Raw genomic sequence first — 23,378 nt, 5'->3', positions numbered from 1 at the left:
AGCGAAGCGATCAAAGCTATCTGCTTATGCGCCGTATACCGGGAATTGGTCGCACAAGGCTTTCACTTCGCCAGCCACACGAGCCAGGTTGGTTTCGTCTTCGGGTTTGTCCAGCACATCGGCCACCAGATTCGCCAGTTTGCGTGCGGCAGCTTCGTCGAAGCCGCGGGTGGTGATGGCGGCGGTGCCCACGCGGATGCCGGAAGTAACGAAGGGTTTTTCCGGGTCGTTCGGGATGGCGTTTTTGTTGATGGTAATCAATGCTTTGCCCAGTGCGGCTTCAGCAGCTTTGCCGGTGATGTGTTTCGGGCGCAGGTCTACCAGGAAAACGTGGCTTTCGGTGCGGCCGGAAATGATGCGCAGGCCGCGTTTTACCAGCTCTTCGGCCATGGCGGCGGCATTGATTTTCACCTGTTTGGCGTATTGCTTGAATTCAGGCGACAGGGCTTCTTTGAAGGCCACGGCCTTGGCGGCAATCACGTGCATCAGCGGTCCGCCTTGCAGGCTGGGGAAAATAGCGGAGTTGAGCGCTTTTTCGTGGGTATTGTCGCGGCACAGAATCACGCCGCCGCGCGGGCCGCGCAGGGTTTTGTGGGTGGTGGTGGTAACGAAGTCGGCGTGCGGCACGGGGTTGGGGTATTCGCCGGCGGCAATCAGGCCGGCATAGTGTGCCATATCCACAAACAGATACGCGCCCACTTTATCGGCGATTTCGCGGAATTTCGCCCAGTCGATTTCCAAGGCGTAGGCGGAGGCGCCAGCCACAATCATTTTGGGTTTGTGTTCGAGTGCGAGGCGTTCCACTTCGGCGTAGTCGAGCACTTCGTTTTCGTCCAGGCCGTAGGTGATGGCGTTGTAGAGCTTGCCGGAAATATTTACTGATGCGCCGTGGGTGAGGTGGCCGCCGTGGGCAAGGCTCATGCCGAGGATGGTGTCACCGGGTTTCAATACGGAGGCATATACGGCTTGGTTGGCCTGCGAGCCGGAGTGGGGTTGTACGTTGGCATAGGTGGCGCCGAACAGTTTTTTCACGCGTTCGAGGGCAAGCTCTTCGGCCACATCCACGTGTTCGCAGCCGCCGTAGTAGCGTTTGCCGGGGTAGCCTTCGGCGTATTTGTTGGTGAGCTGGCTGCCCTGGGCTTCCATCACGGCGCAGCTGACGTAGTTCTCGGAGGCAATCAGCTCAACGTGGTCTTGCTGGCGCTTGTCTTCGGCGGCAATGGCGGCGGCGAGGTCGGGATCGTATTTGGCGATGGTGATGCTGCGGGAAAACATATTTGAGTCTCCTTTGACAGACAATGGATGGATGCTGGCGGGCAGCGGGGGATAAGCTGAACAAACCTGCTCTTGCCCCGACTGTGCCGTTTGTACTGCCGACGGTTGGCTGGGGACGGGAAGTTTATTTAACTCATGCTAGGCGGTATTGTAGCCGAATTCGGTGCCGATAGCTAAAGCCCTTTGCTTCCTGCGGCGGTGGCTGGTCTGGCTATATGGATTAGCCTATTTGCGGCTTGTGGCTTGGCATGTAGCAAAGTCTTTCAGCTGTATGCGGCTGGCAAAGAAGGCTACCTGAAAGCGGGCTCTGCGGGTTTCTGCGTAGCCAATATTTCAGGTAGCCTTTGATCTGCGGCAATATTATTAAAGATAGTCGGGCGGATTACGGCGCGAGGTTATCTTGCAGCCATTTCAGGTAGCCTTCTGCGCCGCCGGATACGGGCAGCAGCAGGATTTGCGGGCAATCGTAGCTGTGCTGTTCGAGAATCAGGTGTTCAACGGCGGGATAGTGCCGCTCGGCGGTTTTGATGGTGAGTCGGATTTCGCTGTCGCAACAGAGCCCGCCCTGCCAGATGTATTGGCTTTGAATGGCTTCGTATTGCACGCAGGAGGCGAGGCGCTGTTGCAATAGGAGCCTGCCGATGCGTTCGGCTTCGGCTTGGCTGGGGCAGGTGGTGAGGACGATGGCTGGTTGGCAGGTAGGCATGGCGGTAAGGAGGAGATGGGTTTCAGGTAGCCTGGCTGGGTACAGCAGGCTGGCGGATATTTTGGGTTCAATAGGGGAAGTGTGGCGGATAGTTTTTCAGGTAGCCTTTCCAATCCAAAGGCTACCTGAAACCGATCAGCTTATTTTTCCAACACACTGGGTACGAAGCGCAGTAGGGTGTCGCGCAGGGGGATGAGTTTGCCGTGGAAGAAGTGGGAGGATTGGGGCAGCACAACCACGGGGATGTCTTGCGGGGCGGCCCAGCTGAGGGCGTTGGCCAGTGGGACGACTTCATCAATTTCGCCGTGGACTACCAAAGTATGCGCCGGGTCGGCGGCTTGGGCGGCGGGCACTTCATACATGCCCACGGCGGGGCCGAGCAGAACGAGGGCATCGGGGCGGCGCTGTTGGGCGGCAAACAGGCTCACGTAGCCGCCGAAGGAGAAGCCGGAAATGATGAGTTGGGCTGCATGGGGGTGTTGGTTCTGGGCGTAGTCGATGACGGCGAGGCAGTCGTCGGTTTCGCCGCGCCCGTAGTCGTGTTCGCCTTCGCTTTCGCCCACGCCGCGCAGATTGGGCAGGTAGCAGTGGAAGCCAAGGCGGGCATAGACTTTGGCGGCAGTTTGGATCACTTTGTTGGTAAACGTACCGCCGTGCAGGGGGTTGGGGTGGTTGATGATGGCCACGCCGCGCTCGGGGGCTTCGGGCGGCAGGTAGATGGTGTGCAGGCGGCCGGCGGGGCCGTCTATCCAGAGTAGGTGTTGGGGAGCGAGCATTTGGATTCTCTTGGTTTATAAATGGATTTTGGTTTTAACGGTGCTATATAGTGATGCTTTCAGGTAGCCTGAACGGGCTGATGAGGCTACCTGAAAATAAGTGGCGGCAATCTTTAGGCCTGGCCGAGGAACAGGCGGTAGGCAGCGTTGCCGGTTTGTTCGGTGTGCACATAGCCCAGCTCTTGCAGGAAGGTGGCGAAGGCTTGGTTGTCGGCGGGCGGCACGTCGATGCCCACCAGTATGCGGCCGTAATCCGAGCCGTGGTTGCGGTAGTGGAACAGGGTGATGTTCCAGCCGATCTGCATGCGGTTGAGGAAGTAGGCTAGTGCGCCGGGGCGTTCGGGGAATTCGAAGCTGAACAGGCGTTCGTGCGCCACTTTGCCGGTGCGGCCGCCCACCATGTAGCGGATGTGGATTTTGGCAGTTTCGTCTTCGGAAAGGTCGGTGTTGGGCAGGCCGGCGGTGGTGAGCTCGGCGCTGATGGCGGCCAGGTCGGCCGCGCCTTTGCTTTGGATACCCACAAAAATATGGGCGGTGGTGTCGTCGCCGTAGCGGTAGTTGAATTCGGTGATGTTGCGGCTGCCCAAAATGTTGATGAACTTGAGGAAGCTGCCAGGCTGTTCAGGAATCGACACGGCAAAAATGCCTTCGTTGCCTTCGCTCAGTTCGCTGCGCTCGGAAACGTGGCGCAGGCGGTGGAAATTGATGTTGGCGCCGCTGGTTACGGCAATCAGGGTTTGGCCCTGCGCCTGCTCGCGGGCGATGTAGGCTTTGAGGCCGGCCAAGGCCAGCGCGCCGGCGGGCTCGCAGATGCTGCGGGTGTCGTCGAAAATATCTTTAAGCGCGCCGCAGATGGCGTCGGTGTCCACCGTGATGATTTCGTCCAAAAATTCGCGGCACAGGCGGAAGGTTTTTTCGCCCACCAGCTTCACCGCCGTGCCGTCTGAAAACAGGCCGACATCTTTGAGCGCCACTAGGCGGCCTTCTTCGATGGAGGTTTTCATGGCGCAGGAGTCATGGGTTTGCACGCCGATTACCTTGATTTCGGGGCGCACCTGTTTGATGAACACGGCCACGCCGGCCGCCAGCCCGCCGCCGCCGATGGGCACGAACACGGCATCAATCGGCTTGGAATGCTGGCGCACGATTTCCAGCCCGATGGTGCCTTGGCCGGCAATCACGTCGGGGTCGTCGAACGGCGGGATATAGGTTTGGCCGCTGCTTTTGGCCAGCTTTACGGCGTGGTCGTAGGCATCGTTGAACGACACGCCTTTGAGTACCACTTTGCCGCCGCGCGAGCGCACTGCGTCCACTTTAATCTGCGGTGTGGTTTCGGGCATCACGATGGTGGCTTCGCAGCCGAGCTTTTGCGCAGAAAGCGCCACGCCCTGGGCATGGTTGCCGGCGCTGGCGGTGATCACGCCTTTTTGCAAAAGCTCGGGCGGCAGCTTGGCCATTTTGTTGTATGCGCCCCTGATTTTGAAGGAGAACACGGGCTGGAGGTCTTCGCGTTTGAGCAGGATGCGGTTGCCGCTGCGCGCGGAAAGGTTGCGGGCGAAATCCAGCGGTGTTTCGGCAGCCACGTCGTAAACGGAGGCGGTGAGGATGCGGGTAAGGTAGTCGGTGTGGGGCAAAGGCATGATGGCAGTGTCTGAAATTGTTTTGAAAGGCGGCAAGATACTCCGTTTGCGCCGCCGCTGGCAAGAAAAATCAGGTTAAACGCTTAGCAATACAGGCTTGAGCGGCTATAATCGGCGCAATTTTGCCGCATGATTGGCTTTTGGCGGCAGGCTACCTGAAAAATTTCTGCTTTGCAGAACCTCCGCTGCGCTTTAACTTCCTTGCAGTTTCGCTTTCAGGTAGCCTCAATCCCAAGCCTGCCGGCGGCAAGCCATTCAATCAAATCCAACAGACAACGCAATGAAACAAAAACTCACCCTCCTCACCCTATCCCTTTTAGTGGCCGGCTGGCAGGTGCAGGCCGCGCCGCAGGCCTCTGCCCCCCGCCAAGCCTCTGCCCCCGCCGCTTCCGCTCCGGCCGCCGCCGCCAATTCCGCCGCCACCCAGCCCGTAGCCGCCGTGGGTTTGCCCGAAATCAAAGCCTCGGCCTATGCCGTGTATGATGCGCAAAGCGGCCAGATGCTCGCCTCGCACAAATTAAACGAGCACATCGAGCCCGCCTCGCTCACCAAGCTGATGACCGCTTATTTGGTGTTCAAAGCCTTGGAAGAAGGCAAGCTCAAACCGGATCAAACCTTTACCGTTTCCGAGCAGGGCTGGAAAGCGGAAGGTTCGCGCATGTTCCTCGACCCGAAAACCCCCGCCCGCGTGGACGATTTGCTCAAAGGGGTGATTGTGCAGTCCGGCAATGATGCTTCCATCACCCTGGCCGAAGCCGTGGCCGGCAGCGAAGCGCAGTTTGTGCAGCTGATGAACGCCGAAGCCAAACGGCTCGGCATGAACGACACCCATTTTGAAAACAGCACCGGCCTGCCCGGCGCGCAGCACTATACCTCGGTGCAAGACCTCATCACCCTTTCCGCGGCCATCATTCACGACTATCCGCAATACTATCCGCTCTACGCCATCCAATCCTACAGCTACAACAACATCACCCAGCCCAACCGCAACCTGCTGCTCTACCGCGACCCCGACGTGGACGGCATGAAAACCGGCCATACCGACAGCGCGGGCTACAACCTGGTTGCCTCCAGCAAACGCAACGGCCGCCGTGTGATTTCCGTGGTGGTGGGCACCGAAAGCATGCAGGCGCGCGCCGCCGAGAGCAGCAAATTGCTCAACTGGGCGCTGCAATCCTACGACACGCCCAAGCTGTATGAGGCCGAGACCGCCATTTCGCAGGTGAAAGTGTACAAAGGCGCGGATAACGCCGTGAACGTCGGCTTTATCGACGCCACCTACATCACCGTGCCGCACGGTCAGGCCGCGCAGCTGCAGCCCGTGCTGGAAACCGTACAGCCCGTGCTCGCGCCGATTAGCAAAGGCCAAGTGCTCGGCACCGTGAAATTTATGGACGCGCAAAACCGCGTGGTGGCGCAGAAAGACGTGGTGGCGCTCAACGACGTGGCCGAGGCCGGCTTCTTCGGCCGCCTGTGGGACAGCATCGTGCTGTGGTTTAAGAGCCTGTTTAGCGGGTCTTAACACGATGTAATTGTGCGATAAAGGCTACCTGAAAACTCGGAACGGGGTTTTCAGGTAGCCTTTTATTTAGTACTGCCTATCGGCGGTTGGCGCAAAAGCCTTGGGGGATAACGACATCGACCGAACCCGGGCGGTTGGCGAAAGTAAAGTGTTTGTGGAAGGCGTAATGGCTGTTGCCTCTAGCGAAGGACGGGGAAGCGCAGAAAGTGTTTTCCGCATGTTGCCGGAGCTGTGTGCGGATGGCAGATAGGCTTTTGCTGGGAAATTCGGGATCGTTCACGATGATGTGGCGGTGCAGGGTTCGTTTGGCAGCATCGAAATGGATTTGGGTTATGGTTATTGCGTCGCTAACCTTAATCGGCAGTTGGGATTGGAGGCTGTTTGCCAAATTGGATACCATGGTCAGGTAGTTGTCTTCCGGATTGCTAGGCCGGGCGGGATGGGCGGCGCAATAGCCTTTGGGTATGGTAAAAGTCATGATGTCGGAAGGGGTGTCGGATAGGCGGATTCGCATCATGAAGGCTACGGAATCGTTGAGTTGCCTGCTTTCCGGGCTGTTACAGGCGAAAAGTTGCATGATGTTATCGTTGGAGAAGTTGTCTTGCAGGACTTGCCGTAGGCTGGCTGTTGGGGGGAGGGGGCGTAATTTTGCCTGGTCGATTATGCTGTCGATCACGAACTGGTCGTTTTCCAAAGATACTTTGTATATGGTAGTCGGCCCGCCTCGGTTGGCGGGCAGATTGCGATTGATGGCATCAACCGCAGTTTGCAGCTCTTGCCGGGTGGGCTGGGCTTGGATGATTGGGGCGGCGGCCAGCAAGACGGTTAGGAGGAGGGTTTGAAGGCGTGCAGACATGAGGTTTCCTATTGCTTTCTGGGTTGGGGCTGTCTGAAACGGAGTTTCTGAAGGATGTTGTGCCTCTAAGAAACTGAAGTTTTAGGTAGCCTTTTGTGTGGTGTATAAAAATCCGTCAGGCTGATACTGGTAGGAAGAGATCAGTTTTTACTATTTGTGTTGTTTGGAATTTCATCCCAATAATCAGTATCCAGTTTTTTGATAACAATGGTTTGCTCTACCTGCATACCTAGACCATATTGGTAGATATACTCAGCCAATTTGTTACCATCTATTAAAATGATGCGGGCATTGGGAATAGTTTCGGCATATTTTTTAGCATCATCGGTATATTGGGCTGTGGTAATAAAAACGCCTTTATTAGCATTACTGCCAAGCAGTGCACCGGCAAAGCTTTGAATTTCTGGCCTACCAATAGTCTTTTCGCGCTGGTAGCATTTGGCTTGGATATGAATACGCCCTAACCCCAGCACATCTTCTCGGATTTCGCCATCTATACCGCCGTCTCTGCTCTGTCTGGTTACCCGGCCAGGTTTGTCCAATGTGCCGCCGTAGCCCATTTTTTGCAGCAGCTCAACTACCAGTCTTTCGAATGCGACCGGGCTTTTGCTTAGGATGGTATCCAAGATTTCATCGTATATAACTTGGCGGATGTCTTGATAGGAGTTGTAGAGTCGTTCTTGCGGCGTACTTTCTACGGTATCAGTTTGTGCATCGTCAATAGATGGTTTCAGACATTTTTGTTTTCCTTGCCCCCGCTCCATCATTTTCTGTTTAACGTATTCGATAATTTCTTCAGAAGATTTTTTTGAGTACTTTCTTCCCAAGTCGTTGATGACATAATAGCCGCGTCTAGGTCGGTCAAGCAGGCCGGTCATAGCGAAATAGCTGAGAACCCAAGAGATACGGTCTGGAAAAATTGCACCGTTACCGGATTCGTATTCTTGGGAAATCTCTTCATCACTTAATTTGAAATGCTGTTGTAACGGTAGAATTAAATCAGATTTTTTTCTTATTTTCCCATCACTCAAAATAGCAAGAGTAGGTTGGCGTAAATCATCGAAATGTGGGATCGGCATAATTGGAGCTCTTTTAAGATCAGTCGGGAAGACGGTTAGTTAAGTGTTTTCAGGTAGCCTTTGTGTGTCCGGGCGGTTTATTTTGCGTTTTCGGTGCAGCTGTTTTTGGTAACGGTGGCTTCGAAGGTTTCGGATTGGCCGGGGAGGGTGAAGTGGTGGGTGGTGGGGTAGTAGCGGTTGCTTTGGGCGAGCAGGGGGTCATCGCACACGAGGGTGCGGGCTTCGGCCTGCAGTTTGGCGCGGATTTGTGCGACGGGCTGTTTGGCTAGCTCGGGGTCGTTGAGGGTGAGGTGTTTGTGCATGGTGCGCGCGGTGTGGTCGAAGCGGACGCGTTGCAGGGTGAGCTTGTCTTCGGTGAGGGGGAGGCGCTGGTTCATGCCGGGGATGAGGAGGATGAGGGCGGCGATTTGGCCGTTTTCTTCCTGTTGCGCGGGGCTTTGGCTGCTTTGGATTTGGGCGCAGCGGCCGGCGGGGATGGTGAGGTTGATGGGGGCGGTTTCGCCGCTGACGGTGTAGCGGGTGGTGAGGCTGCGGGTTTGGTTGAGGGCGGGGAATTGGGGGTGTTCGCACCAGGAGGCTTCGGCAAGGGTTTGCAGGGCTTGGACGGTGGGTGCGCGTTCGGCGGCGGGCGGCAGGGGGAGTTGTTGGCTGTCGATGGCGGCGTCGATCAGGATGTTGCCGCCTTGCGCGGCAGCGCGGCGGATGGTGAAGGGGCCGGATTTGATGGGCGCGTCCCGGTTGATGCTGCGGATGAATTGGGGCAGGCCGGCGGCTTGGCGGGCAGGCTGCTTGGCTTGGGCGGCAAGGGGCAGGGCGGCGGCGGATAGGATGAGGGCTAATTTGATGGATTGCATGGCGGTTTCCTTGTTATGCGGGTTGGGACTACCTGAAAACTGCGGTTTGGTTTTTCAGGTAGCCTTTTTCTATTTTACGCTTTCTTACAGCACAAGAGGCTGTGGCCGAGGCCGAGGTTGTCGTGGATTTTGGCTATTTGCAGGCCGGCGGCTTCGATGCAGCGGCTGAGGTCGGCGCTGTGGAAGATTTTGCTGTTGCCGTTGGCCAGGGCGGTGAAGTAGAGGCTGGTTTGGGTGAGGCAGTAGGCGGCGGTTTCATATTTTTGCCTGTCCCACAGGGGCTCGAGGATGTAGAGGGTGGGGTTTTCGCTCATGCTGGCGGCGGCACGGCTGAGAATGGAGGTAACTTGCTGTTCGGTAAAGCAGTCGAGGAATTGGCTCATCCAGATGGCGTCGAAGCCTTCGGGGAATGGGGTGGCGGGGTCGAGCAGGTTGGCGGGGTGGCCGTGGATGCGTTCGGCACCGGGCAGGCTGGTGGTGTGCTCTTTCATCAGTTGGATTTGTTGTGGTAAATCCATGATGGTGACCTGCACTTCCGGGTTGTATGCCACGCATTGCAATGCCCAGCGGCCGGTGTTACCGCCCACGTCGAGCAGGCGGCGGACGGGTTGGGAAAAGACAATTTTCAGCGCGGCGGGGAAGGATTGGTCGGAATAGAAGTGGTCGAAGGCGAGCCATTTTTCGAGGGCGCGCGGGGGAAGGCTGGAGAGGCCTTCATACACGGTGGGCCAGTTGCCGAACACTTTGAGCCCGGCGGGTCGGCCTTCGAGCAGGGCGGCTTCGAGGTCGAACGCGGCTTGGTAGCAGACGTCGTGCACGAAATCCATGTTGATGGGGGACATGGGGTCTTTGATTAAAAACCAGCCGACTTTGCTGATGCGGTAGCGTTCGTTTTCGCAGAGGACGGTGCCGATGGAGAGGGAGGCTTCGAGCAGCACTTGGGCGGCGTAGCAGCTGAGCTTGGCTTCTTGGGCGATTTCTTCGAGGGTTTGGCCTTCGGCGGCGCGGTTGAGCCGCTCGAGGATGCCGAATTTCACCATCAGGCGGGAGGCTTGGAAGGCGATGGGGCCGAAGATGATTTGTTGGGCAAGCCGCTGGGCTTCTTGGGCGGTGTACTGCTCTTGGCTGTAGCGTTCGAGAGTGTGTTTGGCGTTCATAATGGATTGGCCGATAAAGGGGTTTGGGTTTTCAGGTAGCCTTTAAGCAAAGGAGAAGGCTACCTGAAAGCGTCAGCTTCAACGAAGTTAAAACGGAGCTTCCGAAAGAAGCGGAATTTCTATAAAGCTAAAACGGATTTTGGATTAATTCAGTATCAGCCTGCCCATTGCCCGCTGATGCGGGCGGCTTCCTGCAAACGTTCGGGCGTGCCTACGTCGAGCCACAGGCCGGTGTGCATTTCGCCGCACACTTGGCCTTGCTGCATGGCTTGGCGCAATAGGGGGGAGAGTTTGGCGCGTTGGTGGGCGGCGGTGTGGGCGAAAAGCTCGGGGCGGTAGAGGCCGATGCCGCTGAAGGTATGGGCGGGCTCTGGGGATTCGGCGTCGGTCACTTGACCGCCGGGTTGCAGGCGGAAATCGCCTTGCGGGTGGTGCGGAGGGTTGGGCACGAGCCAGAGGTGGGCGAGGGTGTGCGAGCTCATTTGGGCGGCACGCTCGATGGCGGTGCGGCAGTCGAAATCGGTGAGGATGTCGCCGTTGATCACCAGGAAGGGCTCGCTGCCTAAGAGCGGCAGGGCGGTGGCGATGCCGCCTGCGGTTTCCAGCCCGCCGGGTGCTTCGGGCGAATATCGGATAGACACGCCATAACGGCTGCCGTTACCGAGGCCTTGCTCGATTTTTTCGCCGAGCCAGGCGTGGTTAATAACGATTTCTCTGATGCCGGCGGCGGCCAGGCGGCGCAAATGCCAGCCGATGAGCGGCTCGCGGCCGCAGGGGAGCATGGGTTTGGGCAGGGTGTCGGTGAGCGGGCGCATCCGCTCGCCGCGCCCGGCAGCCAGAATCATGGCTTTCATGGTTTCAGGTAGCCTTAAGAGTGAGAAAACCGGGCGATTATATAGCGGAATGGGTTTTCAGGTAGCCTTTTGGTGGGGTAGGGGATAGTTTAGGGTTTGGTGTATGCCTAGTTAAAAGCGAGGTATGGATGCCAGCCATTTGCTATTTTAGGCTACCTGAAAACTTCAGTTTCGTTGCAATCTGGTGATATGGCATTTTCAGCCAACCCTTCTGCCGCTGGCTTCCCCCCAAATGCTTGCTATACAATGCCGCCTTCGCGCAGCGTTTCGCACACATCATGGAACAACTCGAATTTTTCAGCATTCCCAGCCCCTGCATCGGCGTTTGCCAGGCCAATAGCAAGGGCTATTGCAAAGGCTGTTTGCGCAGCCGTGAGGAGCGGCTGTATTGGCTGAAGCTTACGGATACGCAGAAGCAAAACGTGCTGCGCCTGTGCCGTTTACGCAAGCGCAAGCTGTTGCAGTTGGCGGCTGAACAGCAGGCTGTTTCTATTGAACTGCCGGAGCAGATGGATTTCGATTTTTTCTAAGCATCCTGCTCATTCTTCTTTCTCTTTTATCATTAAACATCAATCATGTTGGTTTTATCTGCTTTATCTTTTTTTCCTGACTCTTGGACATGGCAGTTTCTCGCCTTGGCGGTTTTGTGCAGCGTGGCGGTTTCGGTGCTGCTGAAAATCGCGCGCAAAAAAGGGGTTCACATTGAGCATGCGATTGCGGTGAACTATATTGTGGCCACGGCCTGCTGCTGGTTTTTGCTTGCGCCGCCGCTGGATAGCCTGCGTGAGGCGGATATTGGCGGCCTGTGGCCGTTTTTGGCTTTGGGCGTGCTGTTGCCGAGCATTTTTGTGGTGATGGCGCGGGCGGTGGAACAGGCGGGGATTGTACGCTCGGATGCAGCGCAGCGGCTGTCGCTGGTGTTGCCGGTATTGGCGGCTTTCCTGCTGTTTGGCGAACGGCTGAACAGCAATAAAATTGTGAGCATTGTGCTGGCTTTCAGTGCGCTGGCGGCTTTGCTCTATAAGCCTGGCAAGGGTAAGCAAGATGGCGGGATGTTTTGGCTGGCGGGAGTATGGCTGGGCTTTGGGGTGATTGATATTCTGTTTAAGCAGTTATCCAAAACCGGGCAGGCGCTGTCGCTGAATCTGTTTGTGGCCTTCGCGCTGGCTTGCGTGTTGATGTGGGGTTATGTGTGGCAGCAGGGCAAACCGCTCAAGGCGGCGGATTTTGCCGGCGGGCTGCTGCTTGGGCTGTTGAATTTTGGCAATATCCTGTTTTATATCAAGGCACACCATGCTTTTTCCGGCGACCCGACCTTGGTATTTGCCGGCATGAACTTGGGCGTGATTGTGTTGGGCACGCTCACCGGTGCGCTGGCGTTCAAGGAGAAGATTTCGGCCGTAAACCAAGCCGGCATTGTGTTGGCACTTGCAGCGATTTACAGCCTGTTTTATCTGGATTGGCTGCTGGCGAAAATGGGCGTGGCAGTGTGATCAGCCTCACAAAAACTGTGCCGTATTACGTTTGAACTGCATTGCAGCTTCGCTTTCAGGTAACCTCTATGGCGCGGATAAAGGCTACCTGAAAACTATAGTGGATTAAGGCAAGGCGTATAGGCAGTACGTCAAGGCGAGCCAACACCATATCATTGTAATTTTAATCCACTATATCCGACCGTTTTGCCATACCAATACAAAGGCTACCTGAAAACAATTTTTCAGGTAGCCTTTTCTTATTGGTTCGTTAATTCTTATTGGTTCATCCAATGGTTGCCGTCAGAACTGCCACGACAGGCTGCCTTTGATGTTTCTGCCCACGCCGCTCACGGCCTCGCCCAAGTAGGGGGCGTAGCGGCGGTTGAACAGATTGTCCACGGTCAGGCGCAGGGTGAGCTGTTTTTGGCGTGGCGGCTGCCAGGTGGCGAAGAGGCCGTGTAGGGCGTAGCCTTTGGATTGGGGTAGCGCCCAGTAGGCGGCCATCGGGTCGCTGTCGGTGGGCGAGCGGTCTTGGCGGCGGATGAATTCAGCTTTCCAGCCGAAGGTTAGGCCTTGCGCGGGGAAGCGTGCACCGAGGGTGGCAGTAGCTTTACGCGGCGGAATATCGGCAAGCCAGGTGTCTTGGTCGTGCCAGGGGTTGCGCGGCGATCCTTGGCGTTTGCCGCGCATGAAGGAATAAGTGAGGCCGGCAAACCAGCGGTCGGATTCATAGTAGCCCTCGATTTCGCCGCCGCGTATGGTGTAGCCGGGCAGGTTGCGGTAGTTGCCGATGGGTTGGGCGCACACACTGCTGGGGCGGTTGGGCAGCTGTTCGCGGCAGAAAATGCCCCTACTTTTGAAGATTTCGTCTTTGCCGCGCGTGTGGAACAGGGTGGTACGCAGTTGCAGGCTGTCTTCTGCACGCAGCAGGTTCTGCCAGCGCAGGATGCCGCCGAGGCTGAAGGAGGTAAGGCGCTCGGGTTCGAGGTAGAGGCTGGTGGCGGAAGCGCTGCTAGCGGCGGATTGCACTTCGTATTGTTCGTCGATTACGGGGGCGCGCCAGGTGCGGCTGGCGTTGGCAAACAGCAAGATATTTTCGCTCGGCTGCCAGGCGATGCCCAAAAACGGCGACCAGCCTCTGTAGGTTTTGCTGCGGTAGTCGTGGCCGGCGGATGGGGTGTTGTAGCCGCGTGCCAAATTGGGCTCGCCTTGGTTGTGGATATGGTCGTAGCGCAGGGCAGGGGTAAGAGTCCATGTGCCGATGCGGATTTCGTCTTGTACGTAAAAACTGTTTTGCTGCTGCTTGCCGGCAGGCATGTAGTAGGGTTGGAAGCGGCCGTAGTTGAAATTGGCGTTGTTTTGCCGACTCTTGTCGTACATCATCACTTCGCGTACGTGGCGGTTGGTTTGTAGGCCGAGGGTAAGGCGGTGTTGCAGGCTGCCGGTGGAGAAACGGCTCACGTTGCTAATGTCTAGGCCGGTGTCCTGATAGGCGGTGTGGCTTTGGTTGCCCATGCTGCCGAGGAAGCCGGAGCCGGCGTTTTCCGGGCGGGTATCGTCTTGCACGGTTTTAGCGTGGTTGAGCTGCACGGTGAGGTCGAACCACGGGTTTTCCGGCATGTAGCGGTATTTGAGCGAATAGCTTTGGTCGTCTTGGCGGCGGTACACCAGTTTGCGCTTCCAGGCGGCATCCAGACCGTAGCGGCGAATTTCGGCTTGTGAAGGGCCGCGTAATTCGCCGCGTTTGGCGGCAAAAGGCTCCCAGGCATGATGCCGACCGTACATGGCCGATAGGGTGAAGCGGTGGGAGGAAGCCGGACTGTAGTTGCTTTTGATGAGGAAGCTCTGCTGGTTGTTGGCGGAATACGCCAGCCGCTCGCCATCGGGCTGTTCGATATCGTGACCGCGCCGCACCGAGGTGTAGAGCAGGCCGTCCCAGCTTTGGCTGTTGTTTTGCAGGAAGAGGGCTGCGCTGGTTTGCCATTGCTCGTCGTTGGTATGATGGCTGATTTTCAGCAGTCCACCCACGTTTTGCCCTTCACGCAAAAACTCTTTTGCATCACGGCTTTCCAGCTTGACTGCGCCGCCGAAACCGCCATTGCCGCGCGATACGTCAAACGAACCTTTGTCCACCGTAACTTGGCGCAGCAGTTCCGGCTCGATAAACACCGATCCTTGCCGATAGCGCTCGAAGTTTTTGGCTGCGCCGTCGATGGAAATTTTGATGTCTTCGTTATCGCCGAAGCCCCAGATATTCAGGGTTTGTCCGCCGGGGCGCGGCGAACCGGAGCTGCTGGTGCCGGGTAGCAGGTCGAGCAGGGAGGCCACGTTGTCGGCCTGCTGCTGGTCGATGTTTTCGCGGGTAAGGCGGGATTGCCCGGCCTGAGTGGAAAGCGCGCGATGCCCTTTGATTTCAATCACGGGCAATACGGCGCTATCGCCGATTTCACCGGCTGCCCGGACAGGCAAAACGGCGAAACCGAATACGGCTGGCAGGCATAAGGCAGATAACAGGCGGCTCTGCAGGCAGGAAAATGGATGGGGCTGTGTGTGCATTTGGGTTCTCGAAACGGAATGACTGTATGAAAAAAAAACAGCCCGGACGGTATTCATTAGGCTGCCACCATAATATAAGTGATAACAATTCTATATTTCGTTTTAAAAGAGGTAAAGGAAATTTAGCATTAGCAAGTGAATTGTTGCGACACTGTAAACCTAAGGGTGAATTTATTGCTTTCTAACCACCCGCCACAGAAAAGGGCTACCTGAAAACCGGTTTTCAGGTAGCCTCTTGCTTTAGCCGCGCCGCAAATATTCCGCCAGCGGCTTGGGCAAACCGTATTCCGCTGAATTAGCCCACAGGCTGCCGTGTGCCGCAGCAGCCGCCACGCCGTTTGCCTGCAAAGGCGTAATCTGCAACAGGCGGTGCGTGAGGCGGTGGCTCACCAAATCCCCTTCGGCCAAATCTTCTACGGCCACGCCGAAAGCGGCTGCACGTTCATACAAATCATCCAGCCGCTCAAAGCAGGGCACGCAGTAGAGCCCGCCCCAAATGCCGCCGGACGGGCGTTTTTCCAGCAGCACCCTGCCCCGTTTGTCGCGCAACACCAGCCAATACAGCGCCACTTCCTTCACCGCCACTGCGGTTTTCTTGCGCGGCAGTTCGGCAATCCGCCCTTGCTGTTTGGCCAGGCAGATTTCCGCCATCGGGCAGGCATAGCAATGCGGTTTGCTGCGTTTGCACACCATCGCGCCCAAGTCCATCAGCCCTTGCGTGTAGGGGGTCATGTCCTCGGCTGCGGGCAGCAGGCTTTCGGCCAAATCCCACAAAACGGTTTCGAATTTTTTGTCGCCGATTGCCCCGTCTTGTGCAAACACTCGGCACAAAACGCGCTTCACGTTGCCGTCTAAAATCGCTTCGCGCCGGCCGAAGGCAAAGGCGGCAATCGCCGCCGCCGTGCTGCGCCCCACGCCCTTGAGCGTTTCCAAGCCTTGGCGCGTATCGGGAAAGCGGCCGCCGAAATCGTGCATCACTTGTTTGGCCGCCGCATGCAGATTGCGGGCGCGGCTGTAGTAGCCCAGCCCTGCCCATAGCGCGAGCACTTCGTCTTCATCCGCCGCGGCCAGCGCGGCTACGTTTGGAAACACCGCCAGAAAACGCGGGTAGTATGCCAACACGGTGGCCACCTGCGTTTGCTGCAGCATAATCTCCGAAAGCCACACCGCATAAGGATCGCGCACCTGCCAAGGCAGGCCGTGCCGCCCGTGTTGCTTTTGCCAGCGCACCAGCCGGGCGGAGAAATCTGTGTTCATAGATAAGGCTACCTGAAACCGAAAATCCCGTATTGTATAGCGGATTAAAATGGCAATGATACTGCCCAAGCTGCCGCCGGATGGTTTTCAGGTAGCCTTCCGCCGCAATCTGCCCGTTTCCCGCTATAATCGCAGCCCAAACCAACCCCGATTGCCAGTCATGACCATCCATACCCTCTTCGCCACCTGCCCGCGCGGCCTCGAAACCATCCTCGCCCAAGAGCTGGACGCCCAAGGCTGCACCCATATCGCCCCCACCGACGGCGGCGTATCCTGCCAAGGCAGCCTCGAAGCCGCCTACCGCGCCAACCTCCACTCCCGCACCGCCAGCCGCATCCTGCTGCAACTGGCCAAACAGCCCTACCGCAGCGAAGACGACATTTACCGCGCCGCCAAAAGCATTCGTTGGGAAGACTGGTTTCATGCCGGGCAAACCTTCAAAATCAAAGTGGAAGGCAAACGCGCCCGCGTGAAAAGCCTCGACTTTACCGCCCTCAAAATCAAAGACGGCCTGTGCGACCGCTTCCGCAGCAGCCAAGGCCAACGCCCCAGCGTAGACAAATCCAATCCGCACATACGCATCCACGCCTTCATCAGCGAACAGCATGCCGCCATCTTTATCGACACCAGCGGCGAAGCCCTGTTCAAACGCGGCTACCGCCAAGATACCGGTGCCGCCCCCCTGCGCGAAAACCTCGCCGCCGGCCTGCTCCTGCTCGCCGGCTACAACGGCAGCCAGCCTTTCCAAGACCCTTTCTGCGGCAGCGGCACCCTCCCCATCGAAGCCGCCCTTATCGCCACCCGTCGCGCGCCCGGCCTCGAACGCCGTTTCGGTTTTGAGCAGCTGGACAACTTTGATGCCGACCTCTGGCAGCGCCTGCGCCAAGAAGCCCAAGCCGCCGTGTTGCCGCAAGCTCCCGCACCCATCACCGGCAGCGACACCGACCGCCGCCTGATCCAAACCGCCGCCATCAACGCCCGCGAAGCCCAAGTGGCCGAACACATCGTGTTTCAGGTAGCCGACGTGCGCGACACCCGACCCAACGGCGAAAACGGCATCCTCCTCGCCAATCCGCCCTACGGCGTGCGCCTCGAAGAAATCCACACCCTGCACGCGCTCTACCCCCAGCTCGGCTCCTGGCTCAAACAGCACTACCCCGGCTGGCTCTGCGGCCTGCTCACCGCCGACCGCGACATGCCCAAACTCATGCGCTTGTCCCCCAAACGCAAAATCCCCCTCTACAACGGCAACCTCGACTGTCGCCTGTTCCTGCTCGACATGGTACGCGGCTCCCACCGCACACCCAAGGTGGAATAGCTGTATTTAAGCATCAAACAAAAGGCTACCTGAAAACCAGTACTCGGTTTTCAGGTAGCCTTTATTTTGTTTTAAATTAAGCTTATAAGTTTGGATTAGCCAAATTTTGAGGCGCCAGAATGCGATCGAGCTCGGCTTCGCTTAAGAGTTGGTGCTCCAGCACCACTTCGCGCACGGTTTTACCGGTTTGGGCGCAGATTTTGCCCACCAGATCGCCGTTTTCATGGCCGATGTAGGGGTTGAGATAGGTTACCAGACCGATGGAGTTGAAGACGTAGCGTTCGCAGATTTCGCGGTTTACCGTGATGCCGCGCACGCATTTGTCGGCCAGGGTAACGGCGGCGTTGCCTAAAAGCGAGATACTTTCAAACATGGATTGTGCGATAACCGGTTCCATCACGTTGAGTTGGAGCTGACCGGCTTCGGCGGCGAAGGTGATGGCGGTGTCGTTGCCGATTACTTTGAAGCAAACTTGGTTTACCACTTCGGGAATCACGGGATTTACCTTGGCGGGCATAATCGATGAGCCGGCCTGCATTTCCGGCAGGTTGATTTCTTTCAGGCCGGCACGCGGGCCGGAGGAGAGTAGGCGCAGATCATTGCAGATTTTGGAGAGCTTTACTGCAGTGCGCTTCAAGGCGCCGTGCACCATCACATAGGCGCCGCAGTCGGAAGTGGCTTCAATCAGGTTTTCGGTGAGCTTGCAGGGCAGACCGCTGATTTCGGAAAGTTTTTGCACCGCCAGCGGCGCGTAGCCTTGTGGCGTGTTGATGCCGGTGCCGATGGCGGTGGCACCGAGGTTCACTTCCAACAGCAGTTGGCGGGTGCGTTCGAGGTTGGTTTCTTCTTCTGCCAGCAGCACTTGGAAGGATTGGAATTCTTGGCCGGCAGTCATGGGCACGGCATCTTGCAGCTGAGTGCGGCCCATTTTTAGTATGTCTTTGAATTCATCAGCTTTAGCAGCAAAGGTGTCTTTTAGGTGTGCCAGTTTGCCCAGTAGATCGCCGATGCTGGTGTACACGGCCAGCCGGAAGCCGGTGGGGTAGGCGTCGTTGGTGGATTGGCTGGCGTTCACATGATCCATGGGGTTGACGATGTCGTAGTGGCCTTTGGCGTGGCCTAAGGCTTCCAATGCGAGGTTGGCGATCACTTCGTTGGTGTTCATGTTCACTGAAGTGCCGGCGCCGCCTTGGAATACGTCGGATGGGAATTGGTCGAGGCAGCGGCCTTTAATCAGCACCTCATCGCAGGCTTGGACAATGGCGGCGGCAATTTCGGGCTCGAGTGCGCCCAGCTCGCCGTTGGCTTGGGCTGCGGCTTTTTTCACCATCACCATGCTGCGTACAAACTGGGGCACGTCGGAAATCTTCTGCCCGGAGATTTGGAAGTTTTCCACTGCGCGCAGGGTGTGGATGCCCCAATAGGCGGCTGCGGGGATTTCGCGTTTGCCTAGGAGATCGTGTTCGGTGCGGGTTGTCATGTTTGGCTATCCTTTGAGTGGAGTAGGGTGGTTAATGCAGGCTGGCGACAGCGGTAGCCTAAAGATTGCTGATAGCGTACTGCACTATGTTGGGAGAGTGTTGGTTAGCATTCATTGCCAGCAAAATGATAGCAGTTAGTTGCTAGACATGATTGGCGTTAAATCAAAGAGGCTACCTGAAACAGTGAAACGGTTTTCAGGTAGCCTCATCGCGTGTGCTCAACGGAATCAATCAAGCGCCGAGCCGTTCGGCAAATTCATCGGTGGCCTGCACTAGGGCATCGGCGATGGCAGGGTTTTGCGCGTAGTGGCCGCTTTGGATAATACGCAAATCGGCCTGCGGCAGTGCCTGCTTCAAATCCCATGCGCTGCGGGTGGGGGTGCAGAGGTCGTAGCGGCCTTGCACGATGATGGTGGGGATATGCTGGATTTTGTGGGCGTTGGCCAAGATGGATTTATCGCCCTGCAACCACCCTTGGTGCATGAAATAGTGGTTTTCGAAGCGGGCGATGGCCAAAGAGGCTTGTGGGTCTTCGTCCACCGGTTTGGGGTCGAACCAAATCAGCCAGCTTTCCCAATCTGCCCAAGCTTTGGCGGCAGGCAGATGCACGGCGGGGTCGGGCGAATTAAGCATCCAATAATAAGCCTCAACTAATGAACCGGCGCGTTGCTCCGGCGGCACGGCGGCTAAATAGCGTTGCCATTGCTCGGGGTAAATCATGCTTACGCCGCCTTCTTCGCTCAGCCAATTAATTTCAATTTGGCGGCAGAGGAAAATACCACGCAGAATCAAGCCGCGTACACGGTCGGGATAGGTTTCGGCATAGGCGAGAGAAAGAGTGCTACCCCATGAGCCGCCGAATACCAGCCAGCTCTCGATGCCAAGCATTTTTCTTACTTTTTCAATATCTTCCACCAAGTCCCAAGTGGTGTTTTCGCGAGTTTCGGCATAAGGGGTGGATTTGCCGCTGCCGCGTTGGTCGATGATGATGACACGGTATTTTTCCGGATTGAAAAAACCCCGGCAAGCCGGACTAGATCCGGCGCCGGGGCCACCGTGCAGGAAGATAACAGGGATGCCTGCGGGATTGCCGCTTTCCTCCCAGTAGATTGTGTGGAGCTCAGATACAGGCAGCATGCCGCTGCGGAGTGGTTCTTGAATCGGATACATAAACTTCTCCTTAATTCAGAATTTGGACAGATATCGGTATTGCCTAACAGATGCTCATCGATACTCCGTTTGCCATCTGTATACAGATGTTCTAAAAAGGAATGATACGACGTTGGCTCGCTTTATGGTTAGCTTAATACTATCTGCAGCTTGCCGCCTGGTTTCATTCCTATTTGGAACGACTATATAACGGCTCCGGGCATATCGTAAGAATAATCATACACCATTTTGTTTATTTTTTAAATTTCCGTAAAGATTTGTTTTATTTAAATGGTTTAATAGAGTAATGGTTGGGCTGAAATACGCAATAGGTGCGGCTTGGCAGATAGGAATTATGTGTGGCTAAATAGCTTCATTTACATATGGTGGAGCGCCAGCGCCAGACCGTCAATCTACATGGAAAGCTGCTTCGGCAACATGAGGAAACAAAATAAAATAAAAGGCTACCTGAAAATTTAGCTTTGCAGAAACTTTGCTGCATTGCATTTTCAGGTAGCCTTCTTCTTTGCTTCTGATGCCATATCTTGCCTTGAGCAGAAACCTTTCTTTTTTGATTTAGCACAATAAATTACTTAATAAAGCTAAAATGATTGCGGTTTTCAGTTTGAGTTCTACGTTAATAAGATTTATTATCATAGTAACTTCGACAAGAAAAAATAATCAAAACCATTTTTGCCGTGAAACTACCAACTTCATTCTAGAGAGCTCAACTATGCCCACCATCCCACTCTCCCAGCTGCGCAAAGGAGCAGTTGCGCATATTGATTCCATTGTCCCCAATCCCGTGTTCGGCGAGCTCGATGCCTTGGTGTCGCGCCGTTTGGCGGATTTGGGCTTTTCCGGCGGCATGCCTTTGCAGGTGATTGCCGTGGGCGGCTTCGGACGCGGGCCGTTTGCGGTGCGCTTGGGCAACCAGTCGCAGTTTTCGCTGCGGCAGGAAGAGGCGGGGAAGATTATGTGCCATGTGGTCGATGCGGAACAAAAGCAGCCTGCACCTTAAAGGCTACCTGAAAGCGTCAGCTTCAACGAAGTTAAAACAAAAAAGCAGCCTGCACGCGGCAAACAGAAGAAAATTGAGAGAAATCAAAAAGGAAACACGATGGAACTGAGCTATTTCGCCCTAATCGGCGCGCCCAACTGCGGCAAAACCGTGTTGTTCAACGGGCTGACCGGCGCGCACGCCAAAGTGGCCAATTATCCGGGCGTAACGGTGGACAAGCGCGAAGGCGCGTTTTTGGACGACGAAGCCGTGCGCATTGTCGATTTGCCCGGCACATACAGCCTGCGCACCACCAGCCCCGACGAAGCGGTGGCGAAAGACGTGGCGGTGGGCAAACTCGGCATTCCGCCCGACGCCATCATTGCCGTGGCCGACGCGACCAACCTGCGCATGACGTTGCGCATGATTTTGGAACTGAAAACGCTGAAACTGCCGATGGTGGTGTCGCTGAACATGAGCGACGTGGCACAACGGCGCGGGTTGAATATCGACGCGGCCAAATTGAGCGAACTGTTGGGTATGCCCGTACTGGAAACCGTGGCCGTGAGCGCGTCGGGCGTGCAGGCGGTGCGCGAAGCCGTGGCGCAGTTGCCGCGCAAACGCTCGTTCCCCGCCAATCCGTCCGCGGCCGAACGCACATTGGACGAATTGGACAGCGACGCGCTTTATCACGAAGTCGAATCCATTTTGGCGCAAGTCGTGCGCACGGAAATGACCTTGCCCGCCTGGCACAAAAAATTGGACGAAATCGTGCTGCACCCCGTGTGGGGCGTGGTGTTGCTGATGGTCATCCTGTTTATGGTGTTCCAAGCCGTATACACTTGGGCCGCGCCGATTATGGAAGCCATCGAAGGCGGCTTCGGCTGGCTGGGCGAATGGGTGGCCGCCAATATGCAGCCCGGCATTTTGAACGATTTAATCGTGAACGGCGTGATTGCCGGCACAGGCAGCGTGCTGGTGTTCCTGCCGCAGATTACCATCCTGTTCGCCTTCATCCTGCTGCTGGAAGACTCGGGCTATCTGCCGCGCGCCGCGTTTTTGCTGGATAACGTGATGGCGAAAAGCGGCTTGTCCGGCCGTTCGTTCATTCCGCTGCTGTCCAGCTTCGCCTGCGCCGTGCCCGCCGTGATGTCCGCCCGCACCATCCACGACCCGCGCGAACGGCTGGTCACCATCGCCGTCGCCCCGCTGCTGACCTGCTCCGCGCGGCTGCCCGTGTATGCGCTGATTATCGCCGCCGTCATCCCCAACCAAACCGTGTTCGGCATATTCAACCTGCAAGGGCTGACGCTGTTCGTGCTCTATATCGCAGGCATCCTGTCCGCCGCACTTGCCGCCTACCTCATGAAACGGCTGGCGCGGATTAAGGGTAATGTGCAGCAGTTCCCGCTGTTGATGGAGCTGCCCACCTTCCGCATGCCCAACTTCAAACACATCTTAACCAGCCTGTGGGACAGGGTGAAAGCCTTCCTGAAACGCGCCGGCACGATTATTTTCGCGCTGACTGTGATTCTGTGGGGCTTGGTCAGCTGGCCTGCACCGCCCGAAGGCGCAACCGGCGCGGCAATCGATTACAGCCTAGCCGGCATGATCGGCCACGCCATCCAGCCGCTGTTCGCCCCACTGGGCTTCACTTGGGAAATGTGCATCGCCATGATTCCGGGCATCGCCGCGCGCGAAGTGGTCGTGGCCGCGCTGGGCACGGTGTATGCCGTGGGCGCGTCGTCCGAAGACGCGGTGCAGAACGCGCTGATTCCCATCGTCCACAGCAACTGGGGCCTGCCCACCGCCTTCGCATTTTTGGCCTGGTATGTGTACGCCCCCATGTGCGCCGCCACTTTGGCCGTGATTCGGCGCGAAACCAAATCGCTGAAACACACCGCTATCATTGCGGGCTATATGTTCACACTCGCCTACCTCGCCGCCTTCGCCGTTTACCAAATTAGTTCAAGGATTTTGTGATGCTTCAATATATTATCGTTGCCCTCATCATGCTTGCCAGCGCGTTCTTCCTGCTGCGGAAGTTCATGTTCAAACCCAAAAAAACGAAACACGATTGCAGCAGCGGCTGCGGCAAATGCGGCGGTTGCGGTTAGGCCTGCCGAACAGAAAAGCAGCCTGCACCCCATTTGAGGGAAGATGCAGGCTGCTTTTTTGTTTTAACTTCGTTGAAGCTGACGCTTTCAGGTAGCCTTTCGGAAGTTTGAGGCTACCTGAAAATTTTACTGCGCCAACAGTCAGGCACGGATTTGCGTGAAGAATAGGGCGGCTTGGAAGACGATATTCCTTTATTTAAAACAACAACATCACCTTCACACCTTGCATCGGGGCAGGCACTATGGTTTATTCTTCGGTTGAGTAAACAGACAATATAGTGAATTAAATTTAAACCAGTACAGCGT

General features: G+C 56.6%; 20 protein-coding genes. 7 read left to right on the top strand and 13 right to left on the bottom strand.

Features of this window, described 5'->3' with window-relative positions; translation table 11 throughout:
* Nucleotides 1-24: 24 nt before the first annotated feature.
* From glyA to ilvA, 4 genes are all read right to left on the bottom strand, one after another.
* Nucleotides 25-1,275, bottom strand: coding sequence for a serine hydroxymethyltransferase (gene glyA / locus HMPREF2541_RS10670; protein WP_070543543.1), 1,251 nt, complete (start codon nt 1,273-1,275; stop codon nt 25-27).
* A gap of 382 nt (nt 1,276-1,657) precedes the next feature.
* The gene (gene cutA / locus HMPREF2541_RS10665) at nt 1,658-1,981 is read right to left on the bottom strand and encodes a divalent-cation tolerance protein CutA (protein ID WP_070543542.1); all 324 of its coding nucleotides are present in this window, start codon (nt 1,979-1,981) and stop codon (nt 1,658-1,660) included.
* Between the two features lie 140 nt (nt 1,982-2,121).
* On the bottom strand, nt 2,122-2,757 hold the full coding sequence (locus HMPREF2541_RS10660; protein WP_070543540.1) for an alpha/beta hydrolase: 636 nt from the start codon (nt 2,755-2,757) through the stop codon (nt 2,122-2,124).
* Nucleotides 2,758-2,870: 113 nt separating this feature from the next.
* Nucleotides 2,871-4,397: a threonine ammonia-lyase, biosynthetic gene (gene ilvA / locus HMPREF2541_RS10655; RefSeq protein WP_070543538.1), complete on the bottom strand. Its 1,527-nt coding sequence runs from the start codon at nt 4,395-4,397 to the stop codon at nt 2,871-2,873.
* A 280-nt stretch (nt 4,398-4,677) separates the two neighbouring features.
* Here ilvA and HMPREF2541_RS10650 point away from each other — a divergent pair, with 280 nt between their 5' ends.
* On the top strand, nt 4,678-5,919 hold the full coding sequence (locus tag HMPREF2541_RS10650; protein ID WP_070543536.1) for a D-alanyl-D-alanine carboxypeptidase family protein: 1,242 nt from the start codon (nt 4,678-4,680) through the stop codon (nt 5,917-5,919).
* Between the two features lie 76 nt (nt 5,920-5,995).
* On the opposite strand, the gene HMPREF2541_RS10645 is transcribed toward HMPREF2541_RS10650, so the two are convergent.
* The 5 genes from HMPREF2541_RS10645 to murU form a co-directional block, all read right to left on the bottom strand.
* On the bottom strand, nt 5,996-6,775 hold the full coding sequence (locus HMPREF2541_RS10645) for a hypothetical protein (RefSeq protein WP_070543534.1): 780 nt from the start codon (nt 6,773-6,775) through the stop codon (nt 5,996-5,998).
* Between the two features lie 140 nt (nt 6,776-6,915).
* A complete protein-coding gene (locus HMPREF2541_RS10640; RefSeq protein WP_070543532.1) occupies nt 6,916-7,854 on the bottom strand; it encodes a restriction endonuclease in 939 nt (312 codons plus the stop codon).
* A 77-nt stretch (nt 7,855-7,931) separates the two neighbouring features.
* The gene (locus tag HMPREF2541_RS10635; protein WP_070543530.1) at nt 7,932-8,708 is read right to left on the bottom strand and encodes a hypothetical protein; all 777 of its coding nucleotides are present in this window, start codon (nt 8,706-8,708) and stop codon (nt 7,932-7,934) included.
* Between the two features lie 74 nt (nt 8,709-8,782).
* Complete coding sequence (locus HMPREF2541_RS10630) at nt 8,783-9,865, bottom strand: FlxJ family methyltransferase (protein WP_070543528.1); 1,083 nt, start codon at nt 9,863-9,865, stop codon at nt 8,783-8,785.
* A 155-nt stretch (nt 9,866-10,020) separates the two neighbouring features.
* Nucleotides 10,021-10,719: an N-acetylmuramate alpha-1-phosphate uridylyltransferase MurU gene (gene murU, locus HMPREF2541_RS10625; RefSeq protein ID WP_070543526.1), complete on the bottom strand. Its 699-nt coding sequence runs from the start codon at nt 10,717-10,719 to the stop codon at nt 10,021-10,023.
* A 278-nt stretch (nt 10,720-10,997) separates the two neighbouring features.
* Between murU and HMPREF2541_RS10620 the strand changes: the two genes are divergently transcribed.
* On the top strand, nt 10,998-11,249 hold the full coding sequence (locus HMPREF2541_RS10620) for a DUF1289 domain-containing protein (protein ID WP_023886358.1): 252 nt from the start codon (nt 10,998-11,000) through the stop codon (nt 11,247-11,249).
* 45 nt (nt 11,250-11,294) lie between these two features.
* The gene (locus tag HMPREF2541_RS10615; RefSeq protein ID WP_070543525.1) at nt 11,295-12,212 is read left to right on the top strand and encodes an EamA family transporter; all 918 of its coding nucleotides are present in this window, start codon (nt 11,295-11,297) and stop codon (nt 12,210-12,212) included.
* Nucleotides 12,213-12,494: 282 nt separating this feature from the next.
* Here the strand turns inward: HMPREF2541_RS10615 and HMPREF2541_RS10610 are convergent, their stop codons facing one another.
* Complete coding sequence (locus HMPREF2541_RS10610) at nt 12,495-14,750, bottom strand: TonB-dependent hemoglobin/transferrin/lactoferrin family receptor (protein WP_070543523.1); 2,256 nt, start codon at nt 14,748-14,750, stop codon at nt 12,495-12,497.
* 240 nt (nt 14,751-14,990) lie between these two features.
* Nucleotides 14,991-16,007, bottom strand: coding sequence for an A/G-specific adenine glycosylase (gene mutY / locus HMPREF2541_RS10605; protein WP_070543521.1), 1,017 nt, complete (start codon nt 16,005-16,007; stop codon nt 14,991-14,993).
* 160 nt (nt 16,008-16,167) lie between these two features.
* Here mutY and HMPREF2541_RS10600 point away from each other — a divergent pair, with 160 nt between their 5' ends.
* On the top strand, nt 16,168-17,325 hold the full coding sequence (locus HMPREF2541_RS10600) for a THUMP domain-containing class I SAM-dependent RNA methyltransferase (protein WP_070543566.1): 1,158 nt from the start codon (nt 16,168-16,170) through the stop codon (nt 17,323-17,325).
* 82 nt (nt 17,326-17,407) lie between these two features.
* Here the strand turns inward: HMPREF2541_RS10600 and aspA are convergent, their stop codons facing one another.
* Together aspA and pip are read right to left on the bottom strand one after the other, a co-directional pair.
* A complete protein-coding gene (gene aspA, locus HMPREF2541_RS10595) occupies nt 17,408-18,805 on the bottom strand; it encodes an aspartate ammonia-lyase (protein WP_070543519.1) in 1,398 nt (465 codons plus the stop codon).
* 232 nt (nt 18,806-19,037) lie between these two features.
* The gene (gene pip, locus HMPREF2541_RS10590) at nt 19,038-19,976 is read right to left on the bottom strand and encodes a prolyl aminopeptidase (RefSeq protein ID WP_003821784.1); all 939 of its coding nucleotides are present in this window, start codon (nt 19,974-19,976) and stop codon (nt 19,038-19,040) included.
* Between the two features lie 712 nt (nt 19,977-20,688).
* On the opposite strand from pip, the gene HMPREF2541_RS10585 reads away from it, so the two are divergent.
* The 3 genes from HMPREF2541_RS10585 to HMPREF2541_RS11720 all read left to right on the top strand — a co-directional run bounded on the left by HMPREF2541_RS10585 (nt 20,689) and on the right by HMPREF2541_RS11720 (nt 23,072).
* Complete coding sequence (locus HMPREF2541_RS10585; protein WP_064084949.1) at nt 20,689-20,976, top strand: FeoA family protein; 288 nt, start codon at nt 20,689-20,691, stop codon at nt 20,974-20,976.
* A 99-nt stretch (nt 20,977-21,075) separates the two neighbouring features.
* Nucleotides 21,076-22,938 carry a ferrous iron transporter B gene (locus HMPREF2541_RS10580; RefSeq protein WP_070543517.1) on the top strand — a complete coding sequence of 621 codons (1,863 nt, stop codon included), beginning with the start codon at nt 21,076-21,078 and terminating at the stop codon, nt 22,936-22,938.
* Complete coding sequence (locus HMPREF2541_RS11720) at nt 22,938-23,072, top strand: FeoB-associated Cys-rich membrane protein (RefSeq protein WP_083296824.1); 135 nt, start codon at nt 22,938-22,940, stop codon at nt 23,070-23,072. The genes HMPREF2541_RS10580 and HMPREF2541_RS11720 overlap by 1 nt, the downstream gene beginning before the upstream one ends.
* The last annotated feature ends 306 nt before the right edge of the window (nt 23,073-23,378 follow it).

Origin of the sequence: Eikenella sp. HMSC061C02 (assembly GCF_001809035.1) — a bacterium.
Lineage (GTDB): Bacteria > Pseudomonadota > Gammaproteobacteria > Burkholderiales > Neisseriaceae > Eikenella > Eikenella corrodens.
This window is presented reverse-complemented; position numbering and strand designations above follow the sequence as displayed.

Excerpts from the sequence above, each read along its gene's own strand:
- glyA (WP_070543543.1), bottom strand. The coding sequence starts at position 1,275 with ATGTTTTCCCGCAGCATCACCATCGCCAAATACGATCCCGACCTCGCC.
- cutA (WP_070543542.1), bottom strand. The coding sequence starts at position 1,981 with ATGCCTACCTGCCAACCAGCCATCGTCCTCACCACCTGCCCCAGCCAA.
- HMPREF2541_RS10660 (WP_070543540.1), bottom strand. The coding sequence starts at position 2,757 with ATGCTCGCTCCCCAACACCTACTCTGGATAGACGGCCCCGCCGGCCGC.
- ilvA (WP_070543538.1), bottom strand. The coding sequence starts at position 4,397 with ATGCCTTTGCCCCACACCGACTACCTTACCCGCATCCTCACCGCCTCC.
- HMPREF2541_RS10650 (WP_070543536.1), top strand. The coding sequence starts at position 4,678 with ATGAAACAAAAACTCACCCTCCTCACCCTATCCCTTTTAGTGGCCGGC.
- HMPREF2541_RS10645 (WP_070543534.1), bottom strand. The coding sequence starts at position 6,775 with ATGTCTGCACGCCTTCAAACCCTCCTCCTAACCGTCTTGCTGGCCGCC.
- HMPREF2541_RS10640 (WP_070543532.1), bottom strand. The coding sequence starts at position 7,854 with ATGCCGATCCCACATTTCGATGATTTACGCCAACCTACTCTTGCTATT.
- HMPREF2541_RS10635 (WP_070543530.1), bottom strand. The coding sequence starts at position 8,708 with ATGCAATCCATCAAATTAGCCCTCATCCTATCCGCCGCCGCCCTGCCC.
- HMPREF2541_RS10630 (WP_070543528.1), bottom strand. The coding sequence starts at position 9,865 with ATGAACGCCAAACACACTCTCGAACGCTACAGCCAAGAGCAGTACACC.
- murU (WP_070543526.1), bottom strand. The coding sequence starts at position 10,719 with ATGAAAGCCATGATTCTGGCTGCCGGGCGCGGCGAGCGGATGCGCCCG.
- HMPREF2541_RS10620 (WP_023886358.1), top strand. The coding sequence starts at position 10,998 with ATGGAACAACTCGAATTTTTCAGCATTCCCAGCCCCTGCATCGGCGTT.
- HMPREF2541_RS10615 (WP_070543525.1), top strand. The coding sequence starts at position 11,295 with ATGTTGGTTTTATCTGCTTTATCTTTTTTTCCTGACTCTTGGACATGG.
- HMPREF2541_RS10610 (WP_070543523.1), bottom strand. The coding sequence starts at position 14,750 with ATGCACACACAGCCCCATCCATTTTCCTGCCTGCAGAGCCGCCTGTTA.
- mutY (WP_070543521.1), bottom strand. The coding sequence starts at position 16,007 with ATGAACACAGATTTCTCCGCCCGGCTGGTGCGCTGGCAAAAGCAACAC.
- HMPREF2541_RS10600 (WP_070543566.1), top strand. The coding sequence starts at position 16,168 with ATGACCATCCATACCCTCTTCGCCACCTGCCCGCGCGGCCTCGAAACC.
- aspA (WP_070543519.1), bottom strand. The coding sequence starts at position 18,805 with ATGACAACCCGCACCGAACACGATCTCCTAGGCAAACGCGAAATCCCC.
- pip (WP_003821784.1), bottom strand. The coding sequence starts at position 19,976 with ATGTATCCGATTCAAGAACCACTCCGCAGCGGCATGCTGCCTGTATCT.
- HMPREF2541_RS10585 (WP_064084949.1), top strand. The coding sequence starts at position 20,689 with ATGCCCACCATCCCACTCTCCCAGCTGCGCAAAGGAGCAGTTGCGCAT.
- HMPREF2541_RS10580 (WP_070543517.1), top strand. The coding sequence starts at position 21,076 with ATGGAACTGAGCTATTTCGCCCTAATCGGCGCGCCCAACTGCGGCAAA.
- HMPREF2541_RS11720 (WP_083296824.1), top strand. The coding sequence starts at position 22,938 with ATGCTTCAATATATTATCGTTGCCCTCATCATGCTTGCCAGCGCGTTC.